Here is a 15,326-nt window from a genome sequence, read left to right as displayed (position 1 = left end):
AAATACTGATCTTTGCTCTTTTAGGGTTATTGCTTAGCTAATAACGAAGGTTTACAGTGGTCAATACTGGCAAGCCAAAAAGTAAATTTAAAATGAGCAACCACGAAAAACTAAATTATGTAGAATTTCCCGCGTGCGATTTAACAGCTACAAAAAGCTTTTTTACTAACGTGTTTAACTGGCAATTTACCGACTACGGCCCAGAATATACGGCGTTTAGCGGCCAAGGACTTGATGGTGGCTTTTTTAAAGCACCGCTTAAATCACTTACTCAACATGGAGCCGCACTGCTGGTGTTTTACAGTAACGACATTCACGCAACCTATAAAAAAGTAGCGCAATATGGCGGCAAAATAGTAAAACCTATTTTTGAGTTCCCCGGTGGTTGCCGCTTTCATTTTACCGAGCCTAGTGGTAACGAATTTGCCGTATGGTCAGAAAAAAAATAAATATATCAAGTGATTAGTTGTTATTTTTAGATGAGATCACGATTTTACCAACTAATAACTAATTTGAGTAAAATAAACCGATTTTTTACCAACTCATTAGGTCTAAATGGCCATTTAGAACAAAATTTAAGCATTTAAGGCCAAATTTATATGGATCCGATCAATTTAATTGAGCAAGTTAGTAAATGCGTGATCTGTGAACCTCATTTACCGTTAGGTGCTCGCCCCGTTATACAATTTAATGCCAATGCGCGTATTTTAATTGCCGGCCAAGCACCGGGCATAAAAGTACACGAAACTGGCAAGCCCTTTAACGATGCTAGCGGAAACCGCCTACGCGAATGGCTTGGGCTAAGTGTTGATGAGTTTTATGACCCGCAAACAATAGCTATTTTACCTATGGGCTTTTGCTACCCAGGTAAAGGTAAGTCGGGCGACTTACCTCCGCGTAAAGAATGTGCACCCGCATGGAGAGCGCAATTACTAGCCGCTCTGCCAAATTTAGAACTGACAATAGTGCTTGGTAAATACGCGCAGGCTTATCATTTACCTCACACAAAAAAGAGGCCTTTAACCGAGTTAGTAAAATCGTGGCGTGAGTATTGGCCACAATATTTAGTATTACCGCACCCAAGCCCTCGCAATAATATTTGGCTTAAAAAGAACCCATGGTTTGAGCAAACAGTATTACCAGAGCTAAGCGAACGTGTGGCTAAAATAATAAACAACGACCAAAAATGAATACATACAAAACAAATGGTTATATGCTTGTAAAGGGGCTTTACAGCGCCAACGAGCTAAATGTACGTCTTGCAAAAAATAATAAACTGCCAAGCGATAACTTAACTACAGGCAAAGTTATTAAACTTAATGCGGGTGACTTACTCCTATTTTCAGTCAATATGATTCACCGAGGCTTATACGGCAAAAACCGTTTAGCACTGGATATTATTTTTTGCGAAAATGCACCACAGGTTACCGCCTTTATCAATGCAGCAAACACTCCAAGCTCGGCAATCGCTAATAAAACCGCTAATCCACAGGTATTTTTTAACCCGCTTTAAATCCGCTATAACCCCATTTAACACAACACTTTTTCGCTTAACTATAAATATTACTAATAGTGTTTAATAAATAAACATCACTGTTATTTATTTTAAGACTCGTCAGTATGAAATAGACGCAAAATTATCGAATAAAAATAACCTCTATAATGGAGTTGCAGCTATGACAACTGAACACACACAATCACACACACGTTTAAAACCTGCTTTTTTAAAACAAAAAACACTTACTTTATTTACGCTCAGCGCATTAAGCGTGGGTATGGCACAAGCCGCCGAGAATAAAGTAAATAAAAGTGAGCTTGAAACCATTACCGTCACTTCGCAAAAGCGGGTGCAATCACTGCAAGATATTCCTACCTCTATTCAAGCGCTTTCTGGCGATTACCTCGAGCAAAACAGTGTTGACGATTTACTCGCCCTAAGCGAAAACCTACCTAACGTGCATATAACCGAAACCTCAAGCAGTAAACGTATTTTTGTACGCGGTATAGGCTCGGGTACTAACTCAGGCTTTGAGCAATCGGTTGCTATGTATAAAGATGGCGTGTATTTAGGGCGCGGGCATCAGGCTAAATTTCCATTTTTAGATATGCAGCGCCTTGAACTTATAAAAGGCCCGCAGTCAGTTATGTTTGGTAAAAACGCCACAGCAGGTGCCTTTAGTATGATCTCAAATTCGCCAACCGATGCTCTTGAAGGCAATGTATCGGCAGAGTTTGGCTCTGATAACGAAAAGCGCTTTACAGGCGTTATAAATATTCCTATTAACGATGATTTAGCCATACGTATTGCCGCGTTTGACCACTCTGTTGATGGCTTTTTATATAACCAAGCGCGCCAAAGCGACGAGCAATCTAACGACTCATCTGGTGCGCGTTTATCAATAGATTGGCAAATAAACGATGATATAAATGCATTATTTAAATGGGAACACGGTGAGTTTGAGTCGCACGGTTCACGCTATCAATACATTATCGATACTCCCAACCGCGACTTACAAATAGCAAGCGATCCAACAAACCCGGGAAACGTGGGCTATCGCTCACTTTTACTAAGCGACAACTCAGGCCTTGATTACACAAGTACGGTATCGGGCGATGGGCACCCAGGCGGGCTTAATGAGCAAAGTAAAACCACGCTTGATAACGCATCACTTAAATTAACCTATAACCATGGCGAATACGAATTTACCTCTGTAACCACGTATAGCGAGTATGATTGGGACTCAACTTTTGATGCCGACTTTTCAGAAGTCCCGCTTATAAAACAAGACTACTTAGAAACCTATAACCAGTTTACGCAAGAATTCAGAGTAAGCTCGCCAACAGGGCGCACGCTTGAATACGTAGCGGGCATTTTTTACATGAGCAGCGAGCTTGAACACCCAAACGATATTTTATTTGGCGCATCGTTACTTATTCCTGATTTAGTGGGTACATCATTGGGCGTAAATGCCCTGTTTGATCAAGACCAACAAAGCTACTCAGCATTTACCGCCCTTACTTGGAATGTAAACGAGCAATGGCGCGCTAATTTTGGCCTGCGTTATCAAAAAGAAGAAAAAGAAGTAAGCAGCGTACAAAATGTGTATAGCGTATTTGAGCCCAATACACCGCAAGCCGTACAACAATTTGCCAATGCGGCTGCGCCCACTATTGCAGGGCAGCTTTCGGGCGCGGGGGTACATGACCTTAACGCTAAGCGTGATGAATCACACTTATCACCCAATATTAGTGTGCAATATTTAGGGTTTAACAACACCATGTTATTTGCAAGCGCTGGCGTAGGCTACAAAGCCGGTGGTTTTGATGGCTCTGGCTTAAATGGCTCGCAAGGTAATACGGTTGATGAAAATTCAGGCTTTGAGTTTGACGACGAAAAAGCCACTAATTTTGAATTTGGTATTAAAGCCGAGCCAATTAAAAATACTCTACAAGTAAACGCTACACTGTTTTACACCCTGTACGATGACCTACAAGTATCTGAATTTAATGGTAATGCATTTGTAGTTAAAAATGCTGCCGAAACCAAAGTAAAAGGGATTGAGCTCGATTCACGCTGGGCAATAAATCAAAGTTGGCAGTTATCGGCAAACCTTGCTGTGCTTGATTTTGAATACGAGCAATACGCCAGTGCGTCGCCAACAGTTATGCAAAGCGAGCTACTTGGCCAAGCATTCCAAGATTTAACCGGGCAAACTGGCGCGTTTGCTCCCGACTACTCAGGCAATATAGCAATTGATTACAATACCGAGGTATTTTCAAATCTTACTTTAAGCAGTAATTTAGCACTTAACTTTAGTGATGATTACTTTTTAGAGCAAGATCTTGACCCAATAGCCAAGCAAAGCGCTTTTGAAAAGCTAAATTTACGCATAGAACTAGGCAGCAGTGAAGGAGATTGGTCGGTGTCGTTATTAGCTAAAAACCTAACCGATAAGCAAACTTTTTCACAGGCCAACGATGTGCCGGTAATTAGCTACGCACACCGTTTTTTATCAGAGCGTGGGCGTAGTTATCACGCACAATTTAATTATCGCTTTTAAGTTTGTCAGCAGGGATAAGTTGCTGGGCTAAACCTAGCAGCTTTTCTCGCATCCAACTATTTACTAAATCGTCGTCGGCTTGTTCGTGCCAATACATGTGCACTGGCATTAACGGCACATCAAACGGTAAGCTAGTTACATGCACTGGCATTTGCTCTTTTAATACCTGCGCGTACGCGTTTGGCATGGTCATTATCATGTCGCTTTGGCTAATCACTTTAGTCGCCGCAAAATAATGTTCACATTTAAGCACTACATTACGGGCAAGTGCATGCTTTGCCAGCGCCATATCAATAATATCTACCTGCGCACCTTTTAACGATACCAACGCATGCGATGCCTTTGCGTAACTTTGTACGGTTAAGTCATTTAATATTGGGTGATCGTGCCTACAAATTAACGAAAAATGCTCATTACAAATAAAGGTATTTTTTATGTGGTTACTCGTTGGGGTAAGCACATCAATGACTATATCTATCTCTTGGTTTTCGAGTGATTTTTCCATATCAACATGCGAAACCTGTCGGCTGTTAATTGTAATATTAGGGGTGTTTGTAAGTAGGTCGCTCATTAGTGGCGGAAAAAATATCGATTCTAAAATATCTCTAAAACCAAATTTAATTTCCCGCTTAAAGGCGGCTATATCAAAAAGCCGCTCGTTGTTCATGGTTGCCTCTAATGCCTGCACCGACTCAATCACTTGGGCTATTATTTTTTGGCAAAAAGGCGAGGGCACCATACGCCGGCCATGGCGAATAAATAGGGGGTCGTCAAACTTATCTCTTAGGCGCGAAAGCGCATGGCTAACTGCTGGTTGTGTTAAATGCAGTTTATCTGCAGCACTAGTAATGCTCCCCTCTTGGTATACCGTTTTAAGTATTACAAACAGGTTTAAATCTATCTTTCCATGCATAGCATTTATGTTTAACCATTAATTAACATCACTTCTATTTATCTTAAGCGAGACTAAACTAAAGTCAATAGACTTTAATTTAGGATTATTATGAGCAATACACTAGAGCAGCAAGCCGCAAAAATGACCATAGGCAGCGATAAATTTAAACTTATTATGCCGCCTAAATTTAACACCCTAAACGAGCAACGCACCTACGAAAAACAACGCCTAGCCGCAGGCTTTAGAGTATTTGCTATGTATGGCTTTGACGAAGGACTTGCGGGGCACATAACACTTCGCGACTGCATAGAGCCCAATACTTTTTGGGTAAACCCTGTGGGTATGCACTTTGCGCATATTAAAGCGTCAGATCTTATTCGGGTTGATCATAAAGGTAATATTATTGAAGGCAGCACACCGATTAATAATGCGGCGTTTGCTATTCATTCACGCATACATATGGCGCGCCCCGACGTAAACGCAGTAGCCCATGCGCATACACGTTATGGCCGTGCGTTTTCAGCATTAGGTGAGTTACTTAAACCAATTTCGCAAGATGCTTGCGTATTTTACGAAAACCACAGTGTATTTGATGTATTTAGCGGTGTAGTAGCCGACAGCGAAGAGGGCGACATGATAGCTAAATCGCTGGCTGATCACTGCGCTGTTATTTTGCAAAACCATGGTTTACTTACCGCTGGTTCGTCGGTTGATGCCGCAGTTGCCAACTTTGTATTGCTAGATAGCTGCTGCCAAAGCCAGTTATTAGCACAAGCCGCAGGCGAGCCTAAGCTTATCTCGCACGAGGTAGCACTACATACAAAACAAGCCAATGGCTCAGAGCTGGTTACATGGGGGAACTTTCAGCCCATGTATCAGGTCGTTGCTGCACAAGATAACAGTTTTTTAGATTAAAAAATGGCAATAACTTAGTTTTTGATAGACTAAATTTTACGCGGTAATGGCCCACACACCCAAAGCCGCGTTAAACACCATGCACTCACACGCAAACACACATTATAAAAATACGTTGAGAGTTTTATGACTATAACAACAATTAAAAACCACGCCGATGTTGGCAATTTAAACCTTGCTGAAATATCACCAGCGCAACTTCCTCGCTCTACTTATCATGCCATTTTACAATCGGCCCAAAACTTTGGTGATGCAACCGCTATTGAATACATTTTAGATGGCGACTGTATTAGCGAAGCGCAAATTCCGTTTGCAAAAAAGCTTATTCACCGCATTTTAATGACCTTTAAAGGCAAAAGCTTTGCTAATCCGCACCGTAAAATGAGTTACAAAGCGCTCGCAAAAAACGTAACAGGCCTTGGCAATGCATTGCACTCGTTGGGTATTACTAAAACCGAGGTAACCTCGCTGGTGTTACCTAACTTTCCAGAAACCTATGTATCGCTTTGGGCAGCAGAGGCCGCAGGCATTGCAAACCCCATAAACCCTTTGCTTGATGAGTCCATAATGAAAGAAATTATGATCTCAGCCAATACCAAAGTAATTATTGCCCTAGGCCCAGTGCCTGGTAGCGATATTTGGCAAAAAGTAATGGCAATTAAAGAGCATATACCCGGCCTGAAAGCAGTTATTAGCTTATTTGGTGACGACATAGCGTGCTCGCAAAATAATAAAGTACCCGTGTATGGGTTTAAAAAGTTACTGGCTGCACAAAATACGCAAGCAGCTAATTTTACTTTGCCTGAGCAAAGCGATGTGTGCGCGTATTTTCATACGGGTGGTACCACCGGCCTACCAAAACTTGCAAAGCACTTGCACTTAAACCAGCTCACCAATGCAGGGCAGGTTAATTTACTTTCGCCAGTAAACGCAGGCGACACCATGCTAGTAGGCTTACCTATATTTCATGTAAATGCGGCGGTAGCCACGGGCATAGCTTCAGTTATGAAAGGCTGTAAAATTTTACTCGCAAGCCCATCTGGCTTTAGGGGTAAAAACATCATTCAAAACTTGCTCACCCTAATTAATAATTACGATGTAGCCGTTATGACCGCCGTACCTACGGTTTACGCTGCTATGGTTGAGCAAATTACTTCGCAAAAAATTACTGTACCACCACTTAAAATGAAGTTTGCCATTTGTGGGGCCGCGCCGCTTTCATCAGATTTACAAGCCCTGTTTACTAAACTCACCAATACCCCACTGGTAGAGGGTTATGGCTCAACTGAGGGCAGCTCGGTAAGTACGTTAATGCCTGTAAATCCAATTAATAAAGAGGCTTCTGTAGGGCTACCAATACCGGGGATTACGCTTAAAATTGCCGATATAAACGAGCAAGGCACGCTTGTTAAAATGTGCGATACACTCGATGTTGGCGAAATAATAATAACCGGTAATAACGTATTTCCGGGTTACGTAGAAGATGCGCATAACCAAGGCGCATGGGTAGTTGATGAAAACGGCCAACAATATTTTAGAACCGGGGATTTAGGAAAAATTGATGAGAGCGGGTATGTATCGTTATGCGGTAGGCAAAAAGAGCTAATAATACGCGGCGGGCACAATATAGACCCCAAAATGATTGAAGATGCCGCAACCAGCCACCCCGATGTAACACTTGCTGCCGCCGTGCCACGCCCAGACAGCTACGCAGGCGAAGTGCCGGTACTTTACGCCATGCTAAGCCCACAGAGCACGCTTAAACTTGATGATCTCACCACGTATGTTAGCGCCAACATACCTGAGCGAGCAGCAATACCAAAAGCTATTTATATAATTGACGAAATACCACTGACCGCAGTAGGTAAAATTTATAAGCCCGAACTGGTTTGCCTAGAAATAAAACAAACCATTACAGAAGCAATTAACGCGCATTTAAAAAACAAAGCCGTGCAAATAAACGTATTTGCTGATAAAAAGTTAGGCATAAAAGCAAATATTTTTGTAAATGAAAACGAAATAAACGAGTTACAGCCTCAAATAAAGGCGCTGTTAACCCCGTTTTCATTTAACTATGAAGTACTCGCTATAAAAACAATAACTAACGAGGTCGCCTAATTTGAATGCATCTTTTTTAACAGAAATAATATTACCCCTAGCCTTAGCGCTCATTATGTTTGGTATGGGTTTAGGCCTTACAACTACTGACTTTACAAGACTTTTTAAAAAGCCCATAGCAATTGCTATGGGCTTGGTAGGCCAAATTATCGCCATGCCGCTATTGGCTTTAGGTTTATGCTATTTACTTAATTTACCCACACCAATTGCAATAGGGTTAATGATTTTAGCCGCGTGCCCTGGCGGTACTATGTCAAACGTAGTGAGCCAGCTAGCAAAAGCTAATTTAGCGCTTTCGGTAAGCTTAACCGCTGCCTCAACTGCTATTAGCATTATTACCACACCGTTTATTATTGGCTTTGCCATGCACCAATTTGCGCCGCAAGACGATGCCAGCTTTTCAATATTAACTACATCACTTGGGCTATTTGTAATCACCTTAGTGCCTGTAGCCATAGGCATAAGCCTGCGCCATTTTAAAAGCGAATTTGCGATTAAAAGCGAGCCGTTTTTTAGGCGCTTTTCGTTATTTTTTATGCTCGCCATGATAGCCGCGCTAGTAATAAAAGAACGCGCCTTACTGGCAAGCTCGTTTAACGATGTATTTTGGGCGTGTATAGCACTTAATATTGGTTCAATGATCATTGGCTTGCTAATAGCAAAGCTTTCAAAACTATCTTTAACTGATTCGTTAACACTCGGCATTGAAGTAGGGATTCAAAACGCATCGCTGGCTATTTTAATTGCTATAAGCTTTTTAAATAAGCCTGAGTATGCCGTAACTGGTGGTGTATATGGCCTTGCCATGTTTATTGGGCCGCTGTTATTAATTGCTGGGCTTAAGTTTAAAAACAAACGCCTTGTAAACGCTTAAAAAATAATGCGAAGCGCCAAATTTAGTTCACTAAATTTGGCGCTTTTTTTATAGCTATTAACGTTTAAAAATATGCTGCACTTGCCCGCGTAACCATACTAAAGCGTCGTCTTTATCAGTGCTCTGATGCCAATATAAATGCTGATAAATAGCAGGCATAGTGGTGGGCACAGGCCTTGCTATTAGTGTGTCATCCAACAATTGACTGGCAACCATTGAAGGTAAAGTAAGTAAAAATGGCGCGTCTTTTATTACCTCTTTCGCGGCAAAATAATTTTGACAACGTATAGCCACCTGCCTATTAAAACTCAATTGCAATAACGCAATATCTTCAATAACAGTACCGGTTGCCCGGTTAGATACCGCCACATGCTTAGCAGCTAAATAATTGTCTATATTGAGTTGGTTTTTAAGCGGGTGGTTTTTTTTCATGAGTACACAAAAGTGATCACTTGAAAGAACAGCATGGCTAATGGGCGCTTTTATTGGCCGTGCTACATCAATTGCCATATCTATTTGATGATTAGCTAATTGCTTATGCATATCTTCACGGCTTAATTTTACGCTCGCTAAGCTTGCATTGGGAGCATGTTTTGCCAGTGCAAGTTGCAATTTAGGCAAAACAATAGGCTCTATTGCATCGTGCAGAGCTATTTTAAAGGTTTGCGCAGTGGTCTCTAAATTAAAGTCACCGCAGGCTTGTAGCACTTGGCGTAATTTTTCGAGTAAATCTATTAGATCGGGTGCCATACGTTGGCACGCAGGGGTGGGCAGCATTAATTGCCCTTGGCGCTCAAATAACGGATCGTTTAATACACTGCGCAAACGTTTTATAGCATGGCTAACTGCTGAGGGCGTTATGTACAGCACCTTTGCGGTTTCGCTCATGTTTTTTTCACGGTATAGGCATTCAAATATTTTAAGTAAATTTAAATCCAACTGCTGAATATTTTTAGCTTCAATCATTATTACCCGCCCACACTATGAATGTAATTCACACTTAACTGGTAATATATTTCATTTAATTCATTGGGGCGAATGTTTTATGCTGGGTTAACTAAAAAATAAACAGGCAACCCTAATGAACTTTGAGCCAAGCCAAAAAAGCCAAGACTACTTAAAGCGTGTAACCGCCTTTATGGATGAACACATCTTGCCTATTGAGCAAGCAGTAGTTGCGCATAACCATGCTAAAAATAATTCAAACGATTGGACCACTTGGCAACTAAGTGAGCACATTGAGCCATTAAAAGCGAAAGCAAAAGCCGCTGGCCTGTGGAACTTATTTTTACCCGATGAAGAACTAGCACAAGGTTTAACCTGCTTAGAATACGCCCCTACTGCAGAGCAAATGGGTAAATGCTTATTTGCCTCAGAAATATTTAATTGTAACGCGCCCGACACCGGCAATATGGAAGTGCTTTATCATTTTGCAAACGATGAACAAAAACAACAGTGGTTAACCCCATTATTAAATGGCGAAATACGCTCTGTATTTGCCATGACCGAGCCCGATGTCGCTTCATCAGATGCGACAAACATGCAAGCAACTATAGATGTTGATGGCGACGAGCTGATTTTAAATGGCAAAAAATGGTGGACCACCGGCCTTGGTCATCCTAATGCACAGGTGGCTATTTTTATGGGGCTTTCCAACCCCGAAAACGATAAACACAGCCAGCATTCAATGGTACTTGTGCCGCTAAACACACCCGGTGTAAACATTAAGCGTATGCTAAGTGCCTGTGGCGATTTTGATGCCCCCTACGGCCACGGTGAAATGGAATTTAATAACGTACGCGTACCAAAACAAAACCTTATTTTAGGGTTAGGCAAAGGCTTTGCCATTGCACAAGGGCGCTTAGGGCCTGGGCGAATTCATCATTGTATGCGCGCAATTGGCGCAGCAGAGCGCTGTTTAGAACTCATGATTAAACGAGGCCTGTCGCGCAGCGCTTTTGGTAAACCCTTACTTAAATTAGGCGGTAATTTAGAACGTGTAGCGCAAGCGCGTATGGCAATAGATCAAGCCCGTTTATTAACCCTACACGCGGCATGGAAAATAGACACTCAAGGCGTTAAACACGCCATGACCGAAATATCGAGCATAAAAGTAGTCGTGCCTAATATGCTGCAAATGGTCTCAGATATGGCAATACAAGTGTTTGGTGGCGCAGGGGTGTCGAGCGACTTTCCTATTGCCTCGTTTAATGCAATGGGGCGTATTTTACGCCTTGCAGATGGCCCAGACGAAGTACATATGGGCATGGTTTCGCGCCTCGAACTTAACAAATACCGCTAAGGCAACACCATGAAAACACGACTAATAATAACAGGTGGAGCCACAGGGCTGGGTAAAGCGTTAGCCCTGAGTTATGCAAGTAATTTGGGCGCTAACTTACAAATTTGTATTGCCGATATAAACGCCGAGCGTGCAGCCATAACCATTAGTGAGCTGCAAGCACTAAAAGCCGATGCTTTTTTTTACGCCTGCGATGTAACCAAGCAAGCAGATGTAAAGGGGCTTTACGATATTATCCAAACCAAGTGGCAGGGCGTAGATATTGTTATAAATAATGCAGGCGTAGCCACGGGTGGCTCGCTTGAGGGCGAATCGCTTGAGCAATGGCAGTGGATTATGGATATTAATTTGCTCTCTATGGTGCGGGTGTGCCAAACGTTTTACCCCGCCTTTGTGCAACAAGGCGGTGGCTACTTTATTAATATAGCCTCACAAGCAGGGCTTACCCCTATTCCGTTTATGAGCAGTTATAACGCCGTAAAAGCAGCGGTTATTGGCTTTAGCGAAACCCTAAAGCTTGAACTCGCCCACGATAATATAGATGTAAGCGTAGTGTGCCCAAGCTTTTTTAAAACCAATCTTGATGAATCAATGCGCACTAGCGAGCCGGCCATGAAAACCATGCTTAACCGTGCCTTTGAGCGCTCCCCCATAAACGCACAACAAGTTGCCGATATTATTTATAAGCAGTCACTTAAACGCCCATTTTTAATTTTGACCCATAAATTAGGTAAACAGGCCTTTTTAATGAAAAAACTACTCCCCGTTGAGTGGTACATTAAAAACATGCTGAAAAAAACACGCTCTATGCAACGTTTAAAATCAAAATAATAAAGGCTAGCAATGAACACACAATTATTAGATCAAGCCAAAAACGTACGCCAAGGCGAAGAGCTCGACACCCAAAAGGTAGATGCCTGGCTTAAACAACACATTACACAATTAACTGGCGAGCCAAGTGTTACTCAATACGCAGGGGGGGCATCAAACTGGACCTACTGCCTAGAGTACCCAGAGCAATCGCTTATTTTACGCCGTGCGCCCAAAGGCACCAAAGCCAAAGGCGCACACGATATGGGCCGCGAGTTTAAACTTCAGCAGGCGCTAAAGCCAGTTTACGGCTATGTGCCAAATATGGAGGCGTTTTGCGACGATGAAAACATACTCGGCACCGACTTTTACGTTATGGAAAAGCTTACGGGGATAATTCCGCGTAAAAATTTACCACGCGGATTAACCCCCACGCCCGAGCGCACCAAAAAGCTGTGCGAAAACGTACTCGACTGCCTAGTAGAGTTACACAAAGTAGATTACAAACAGGCCAACTTAAGCCATTTAGGCAAAGGCGAAGGCTATACACAGCGCCAAATTAGCGGCTGGAGCGAGCGCTTTACTAAAGCCAAAACTTGGAATGTACCCAGCGGCAAAAAAGTAATTAAATGGCTTGAAAACAACATGCCAAGTAACGAGCGCATTTGCATAACACATAACGACTTTAGGTTTGATAACGTTGTGCTTGATGCAAACGACTACACCAACGTACTGGGTATTTTAGATTGGGAACTTGCCACCCTTGGCGACCCACTTATGGATTTGGGCAATACATTGGCTTACTGGGTAGAGCCAGGAGATGATTTTTTAGCCCAAGCCACGCGCCGTCAACCCACTCACTTAGAGGGTATGCTAACGCGCAAAGAAGTAGTGGCCTACTACTGTAAAAAAATGAATATAACCGTAGGTGACTTTACCTTTTACGAAGTGTACGGACTATTTAGACTTGCCGGCATTGTGCAGCAAATTTATTACCGCTATCACCATGGGCAAACTAAAAACCCCGCCTTTAAACACTTTTGGGTGTTTGTACATTACCTTTTATGGCGCTGTAAAAAAGCCATTAACAACCAAGGTAAAGTCTAATGTGTATTTTATATTTAGTACGCCACGGGCAGGCCAGTTTTTCGGCTGATGATTACGATACACTCTCAACAAAAGGACAACAGCAAGCCACACTACTGGGTAAATATTTAGCACAAAAGCAGCTAACACCCGATGCTGTATTTGCTGGCAGTATGCTGCGCCATAATCAAACCGCAGAGCTGAGTTTAGCAAGTGCTAATAATGCGCCGGTACTAATAAACGATACGCGATTAAACGAATACGATCACGAGCATATTTTAGCCGTTTATAACCCAAAGCTTGCCACCCCAAGCCAAGTTCGCGCGGTACTTAGCAAGCAAGCCGAGCCTATGGAATACTTTAAAACGGTATTTATTAGCGCCATACAGCAATGGGTACTCAATCCCGACAGCACTCAATATAACGAAAGCTTTAATGCATTTACTGCGCGTGTACTGGGCGCACTTGAACAAATAGCCAATGAAAACCACGGTAAAAAAGTACTTATTTACACCTCTGGCGGGCCTATTAGCATTATAACCAGCCATTTAATGGGGCTAAAGCTCGAGCGCTTTATTGATATTAATTGGAACTTAGTAAACGCAGGCGTAACCAAAGTAGTGGCGCGCGGCAAAGGGGCAAACCGTCAGTTAAGCATTAGCAGTTTAAACGAACATCACTTTTTAGAGTGCCACCCACAACAAAAATTAATTACATACACCTAAGGATCTAATTATGCGCAAAAACATACTAATAACAGGTGCAAGTTCAGGCTTAGGCAAAGGCATGGCAAAAGAGTTTGCAAAACAAGGTTGTAATCTTGCTTTATGTGCTCGGCGCTTTGAGCTGTTAGAGCAGCTAAAAAGTGAGCTTGAACAAATAAACCCAAATATAACCATTAGCATAAAAGTACTTGATGTTAACGACCACGAGCAAGTATTTAGCGTATTTAACGCCTTTAAAGATGAGCTTAACGGCCTTGATAGAGTAATTATAAATGCAGGGATGGGCAAAGGAGCCTCTATTGGTACGGGTTATTTTAATGCCAACAAACAAACCGCACAAACTAACTTTGTGGCCGCACTTGCGCAAGCTGAGGCCGCAATGGAAATTTTTAGAGCGCAAAACTATGGTCATTTAGTGACTATTTCATCTATTAGTGCTGTACGTGGTTTTAGACGCGCCATGACCGTTTACGCCGCCACTAAAGCGGCTATTACCTCATTAAGTGAGGGCATACGCATAGATGTAATGCACACGCCTATAAAAGTAAGCTGTGTACATCCAGGTTTTATAAGAAGCGAAATAAACGAAAAAGTAAAAACAGTGCCGTTTATTGTTGATACCGAAACTGGCTGCAAAGCACTGGTAAAAGCAATAAATAAAGAAAAAGCCAACAGCTTTGTGCCAAGCTGGCCTTGGGCATTCCTGCATTGGATTTTACGCATAGCACCGCTGAGTACAATTCGTAAAATGTCGTGAGTGTTATAAATTTTAAGTATTAAAAAAGGTGGCAAATGCCACCTTTTTTAATTGTTTAATACTTATAAAAGTGCAAACAACTTTTTAAGCTGTGGCATGTATTCGCTTACTAATGCTAAATTACTTTCGCTAACAAGTGACTCGGTTGTATCAGCAGCGCTTGACGCATTACCTAACGAACCCATTAACGATGTAGCGCCTTTATCTTTAGCGCTTTTCATGCTTTGAAAACCACCCATTAATTTGTTTGCTGTTTCTTTATTTTCATCAGACAAACCCGATTTAAGGTTTTCTATGTATGCCATAGACACTTCAGAACCCACGGTAATTAACTGCTCAGGCGTAAAGCCATAGCGAGTTGTTACGCTCGCAAAGCTTTTATACAGTGATTGCTCTTTAATCATATTGAGGGCTGTATTTGCAAGCGCGCCTTGCTCTGCTGTAGTTTGATCTGCGGTTGCACCTAGCATGCTGCCTAAGTCTACGTTTTTTAACGCGTCTTGAGAGCTCGCCCAGCTTGTTACAGCAGGTAAGGCTTTCATGTAGCTTTGTAAATCACCTTCGGTGATATCTTTAGCAAAACCAGAAAAGCTCATTGCTAACAAGCTCAGTGATACAAGTAATTTTTTCATGCAGGTACTTCCTATTATCGAAAATCGATTATTATATTAGGCCCGTATAAGGGCTGCGCAATTAAAAACTAAATAATTGCCTATGCCAATCTAAATTTATTTATTGGCGTAAATGTTTACTCAACTTTGCATTAACCGCCTATTTAGCTTA

Annotated in this window: 15 protein-coding genes; 12 read left to right on the top strand and 3 right to left on the bottom strand. The window is 42.1% G+C overall.

Translation table 11 applies throughout. From position 1 onward, the window contains the following. Window positions 1–92 precede the first annotated feature (92 nt). From PMAN_RS16200 to PMAN_RS16185, 4 genes are all read left to right on the top strand, one after another. A complete protein-coding gene (locus PMAN_RS16200) occupies window positions 93–449 on the top strand; it encodes a VOC family protein (RefSeq protein WP_010556118.1) in 357 nt (118 codons plus the stop codon). 150 nt (window positions 450–599) lie between these two features. Next, complete coding sequence (locus PMAN_RS16195; RefSeq protein ID WP_010556119.1) at window positions 600–1,190, top strand: uracil-DNA glycosylase family protein; 591 nt, start codon at window positions 600–602, stop codon at window positions 1,188–1,190. Beyond that, window positions 1,187–1,513 (top strand): hypothetical protein, encoded by a 327-nt coding sequence (locus PMAN_RS16190; protein WP_010556120.1) that lies wholly within the window; start codon window positions 1,187–1,189, stop codon window positions 1,511–1,513. Before PMAN_RS16195 ends, PMAN_RS16190 begins: the two co-directional genes overlap by 4 nt. 163 nt (window positions 1,514–1,676) lie before the next feature. After that, entirely contained in the window at window positions 1,677–4,061 is a 2,385-nt protein-coding gene (locus PMAN_RS16185; protein WP_010556121.1) for a TonB-dependent receptor, read from the top strand. Here the strand turns inward: PMAN_RS16185 and PMAN_RS16180 are convergent. After that, window positions 4,045–4,974, bottom strand: a complete 930-nt coding sequence (locus PMAN_RS16180) for a LysR family transcriptional regulator (protein WP_010556122.1) — start codon at window positions 4,972–4,974, stop codon at window positions 4,045–4,047. The two genes, PMAN_RS16185 and PMAN_RS16180, sit on opposite strands and share 17 nt — an antisense overlap. A 90-nt stretch (window positions 4,975–5,064) precedes the next feature. Here PMAN_RS16180 and PMAN_RS16175 point away from each other — a divergent pair, with 90 nt between their 5' ends. The 3 genes from PMAN_RS16175 to PMAN_RS16165 all read left to right on the top strand — a co-directional run bounded on the left by PMAN_RS16175 (window position 5,065) and on the right by PMAN_RS16165 (window position 8,863). Next, entirely contained in the window at window positions 5,065–5,871 is an 807-nt protein-coding gene (locus PMAN_RS16175; protein WP_010556123.1) for a class II aldolase/adducin family protein, read from the top strand. A gap of 126 nt (window positions 5,872–5,997) precedes the next feature. Beyond that, the gene (locus PMAN_RS16170; protein ID WP_010556124.1) at window positions 5,998–7,989 is read left to right on the top strand and encodes an AMP-binding protein; all 1,992 of its coding nucleotides are present in this window, start codon (window positions 5,998–6,000) and stop codon (window positions 7,987–7,989) included. A gap of 1 nt (window position 7,990) precedes the next feature. Continuing rightward, window positions 7,991–8,863 carry a bile acid:sodium symporter family protein gene (locus PMAN_RS16165; protein ID WP_010556125.1) on the top strand — a complete coding sequence of 291 codons (873 nt, stop codon included), beginning with the start codon at window positions 7,991–7,993 and terminating at the stop codon, window positions 8,861–8,863. Window positions 8,864–8,920: 57 nt separating this feature from the next. Here PMAN_RS16165 and PMAN_RS16160 read toward each other — a convergent pair whose 3' ends face one another. Next, on the bottom strand, window positions 8,921–9,829 hold the full coding sequence (locus PMAN_RS16160; protein WP_010556126.1) for a LysR family transcriptional regulator: 909 nt from the start codon (window positions 9,827–9,829) through the stop codon (window positions 8,921–8,923). A gap of 115 nt (window positions 9,830–9,944) precedes the next feature. Here PMAN_RS16160 and PMAN_RS16155 point away from each other — a divergent pair, with 115 nt between their 5' ends. From PMAN_RS16155 to PMAN_RS16135, 5 genes are read left to right on the top strand one after another with little or no spacing between them, the layout of a single operon-like run. Further along, the gene (locus PMAN_RS16155) at window positions 9,945–11,165 is read left to right on the top strand and encodes an acyl-CoA dehydrogenase family protein (protein ID WP_010556127.1); all 1,221 of its coding nucleotides are present in this window, start codon (window positions 9,945–9,947) and stop codon (window positions 11,163–11,165) included. Between the two features lie 9 nt (window positions 11,166–11,174). Further along, a complete protein-coding gene (locus tag PMAN_RS16150; protein ID WP_010556128.1) occupies window positions 11,175–11,996 on the top strand; it encodes an SDR family oxidoreductase in 822 nt (273 codons plus the stop codon). Window positions 11,997–12,008: 12 nt separating this feature from the next. Next, window positions 12,009–13,082, top strand: coding sequence for a phosphotransferase family protein (locus tag PMAN_RS16145; protein WP_010556129.1), 1,074 nt, complete (start codon window positions 12,009–12,011; stop codon window positions 13,080–13,082). Further along, a complete protein-coding gene (locus PMAN_RS16140) occupies window positions 13,082–13,786 on the top strand; it encodes a histidine phosphatase family protein (RefSeq protein WP_010556130.1) in 705 nt (234 codons plus the stop codon). Before PMAN_RS16145 ends, PMAN_RS16140 begins: the two co-directional genes overlap by 1 nt. Before the next feature lie 10 nt (window positions 13,787–13,796). Next, window positions 13,797–14,543 carry an SDR family oxidoreductase gene (locus PMAN_RS16135; RefSeq protein WP_010556131.1) on the top strand — a complete coding sequence of 249 codons (747 nt, stop codon included), beginning with the start codon at window positions 13,797–13,799 and terminating at the stop codon, window positions 14,541–14,543. 62 nt (window positions 14,544–14,605) lie between these two features. Here the strand turns inward: PMAN_RS16135 and PMAN_RS16130 are convergent, their stop codons facing one another. Next, on the bottom strand, window positions 14,606–15,175 hold the full coding sequence (locus PMAN_RS16130; protein WP_006793277.1) for a hypothetical protein: 570 nt from the start codon (window positions 15,173–15,175) through the stop codon (window positions 14,606–14,608). Window positions 15,176–15,326: the final 151 nt, after the last annotated feature.

This window comes from Pseudoalteromonas marina (assembly GCF_000238335.3).
GTDB classification, from domain to species: domain Bacteria; phylum Pseudomonadota; class Gammaproteobacteria; order Enterobacterales; family Alteromonadaceae; genus Pseudoalteromonas; species Pseudoalteromonas marina.
Note: the sequence above shows the minus strand (reverse complement) of the source record. Positions and strands in the feature narration are given on the sequence as shown.

What these genes read in the sequence shown, in the direction of transcription:
- PMAN_RS16180 (WP_010556122.1), bottom strand. Translation starts at nt 4,974, where the DNA reads ATGCATGGAAAGATAGATTTAAACCTGTTTGTAATACTTAAAACGGTA.
- PMAN_RS16170 (WP_010556124.1), top strand. Translation starts at nt 5,998, where the DNA reads ATGACTATAACAACAATTAAAAACCACGCCGATGTTGGCAATTTAAAC.
- PMAN_RS16195 (WP_010556119.1), top strand. Translation starts at nt 600, where the DNA reads ATGGATCCGATCAATTTAATTGAGCAAGTTAGTAAATGCGTGATCTGT.
- PMAN_RS16200 (WP_010556118.1), top strand. Translation starts at nt 93, where the DNA reads ATGAGCAACCACGAAAAACTAAATTATGTAGAATTTCCCGCGTGCGAT.
- PMAN_RS16150 (WP_010556128.1), top strand. Translation starts at nt 11,175, where the DNA reads ATGAAAACACGACTAATAATAACAGGTGGAGCCACAGGGCTGGGTAAA.
- PMAN_RS16190 (WP_010556120.1), top strand. Translation starts at nt 1,187, where the DNA reads ATGAATACATACAAAACAAATGGTTATATGCTTGTAAAGGGGCTTTAC.
- PMAN_RS16135 (WP_010556131.1), top strand. Translation starts at nt 13,797, where the DNA reads ATGCGCAAAAACATACTAATAACAGGTGCAAGTTCAGGCTTAGGCAAA.
- PMAN_RS16185 (WP_010556121.1), top strand. Translation starts at nt 1,677, where the DNA reads ATGACAACTGAACACACACAATCACACACACGTTTAAAACCTGCTTTT.
- PMAN_RS16145 (WP_010556129.1), top strand. Translation starts at nt 12,009, where the DNA reads ATGAACACACAATTATTAGATCAAGCCAAAAACGTACGCCAAGGCGAA.
- PMAN_RS16160 (WP_010556126.1), bottom strand. Translation starts at nt 9,829, where the DNA reads ATGATTGAAGCTAAAAATATTCAGCAGTTGGATTTAAATTTACTTAAA.
- PMAN_RS16155 (WP_010556127.1), top strand. Translation starts at nt 9,945, where the DNA reads ATGAACTTTGAGCCAAGCCAAAAAAGCCAAGACTACTTAAAGCGTGTA.
- PMAN_RS16140 (WP_010556130.1), top strand. Translation starts at nt 13,082, where the DNA reads ATGTGTATTTTATATTTAGTACGCCACGGGCAGGCCAGTTTTTCGGCT.
- PMAN_RS16130 (WP_006793277.1), bottom strand. Translation starts at nt 15,175, where the DNA reads ATGAAAAAATTACTTGTATCACTGAGCTTGTTAGCAATGAGCTTTTCT.
- PMAN_RS16175 (WP_010556123.1), top strand. Translation starts at nt 5,065, where the DNA reads ATGAGCAATACACTAGAGCAGCAAGCCGCAAAAATGACCATAGGCAGC.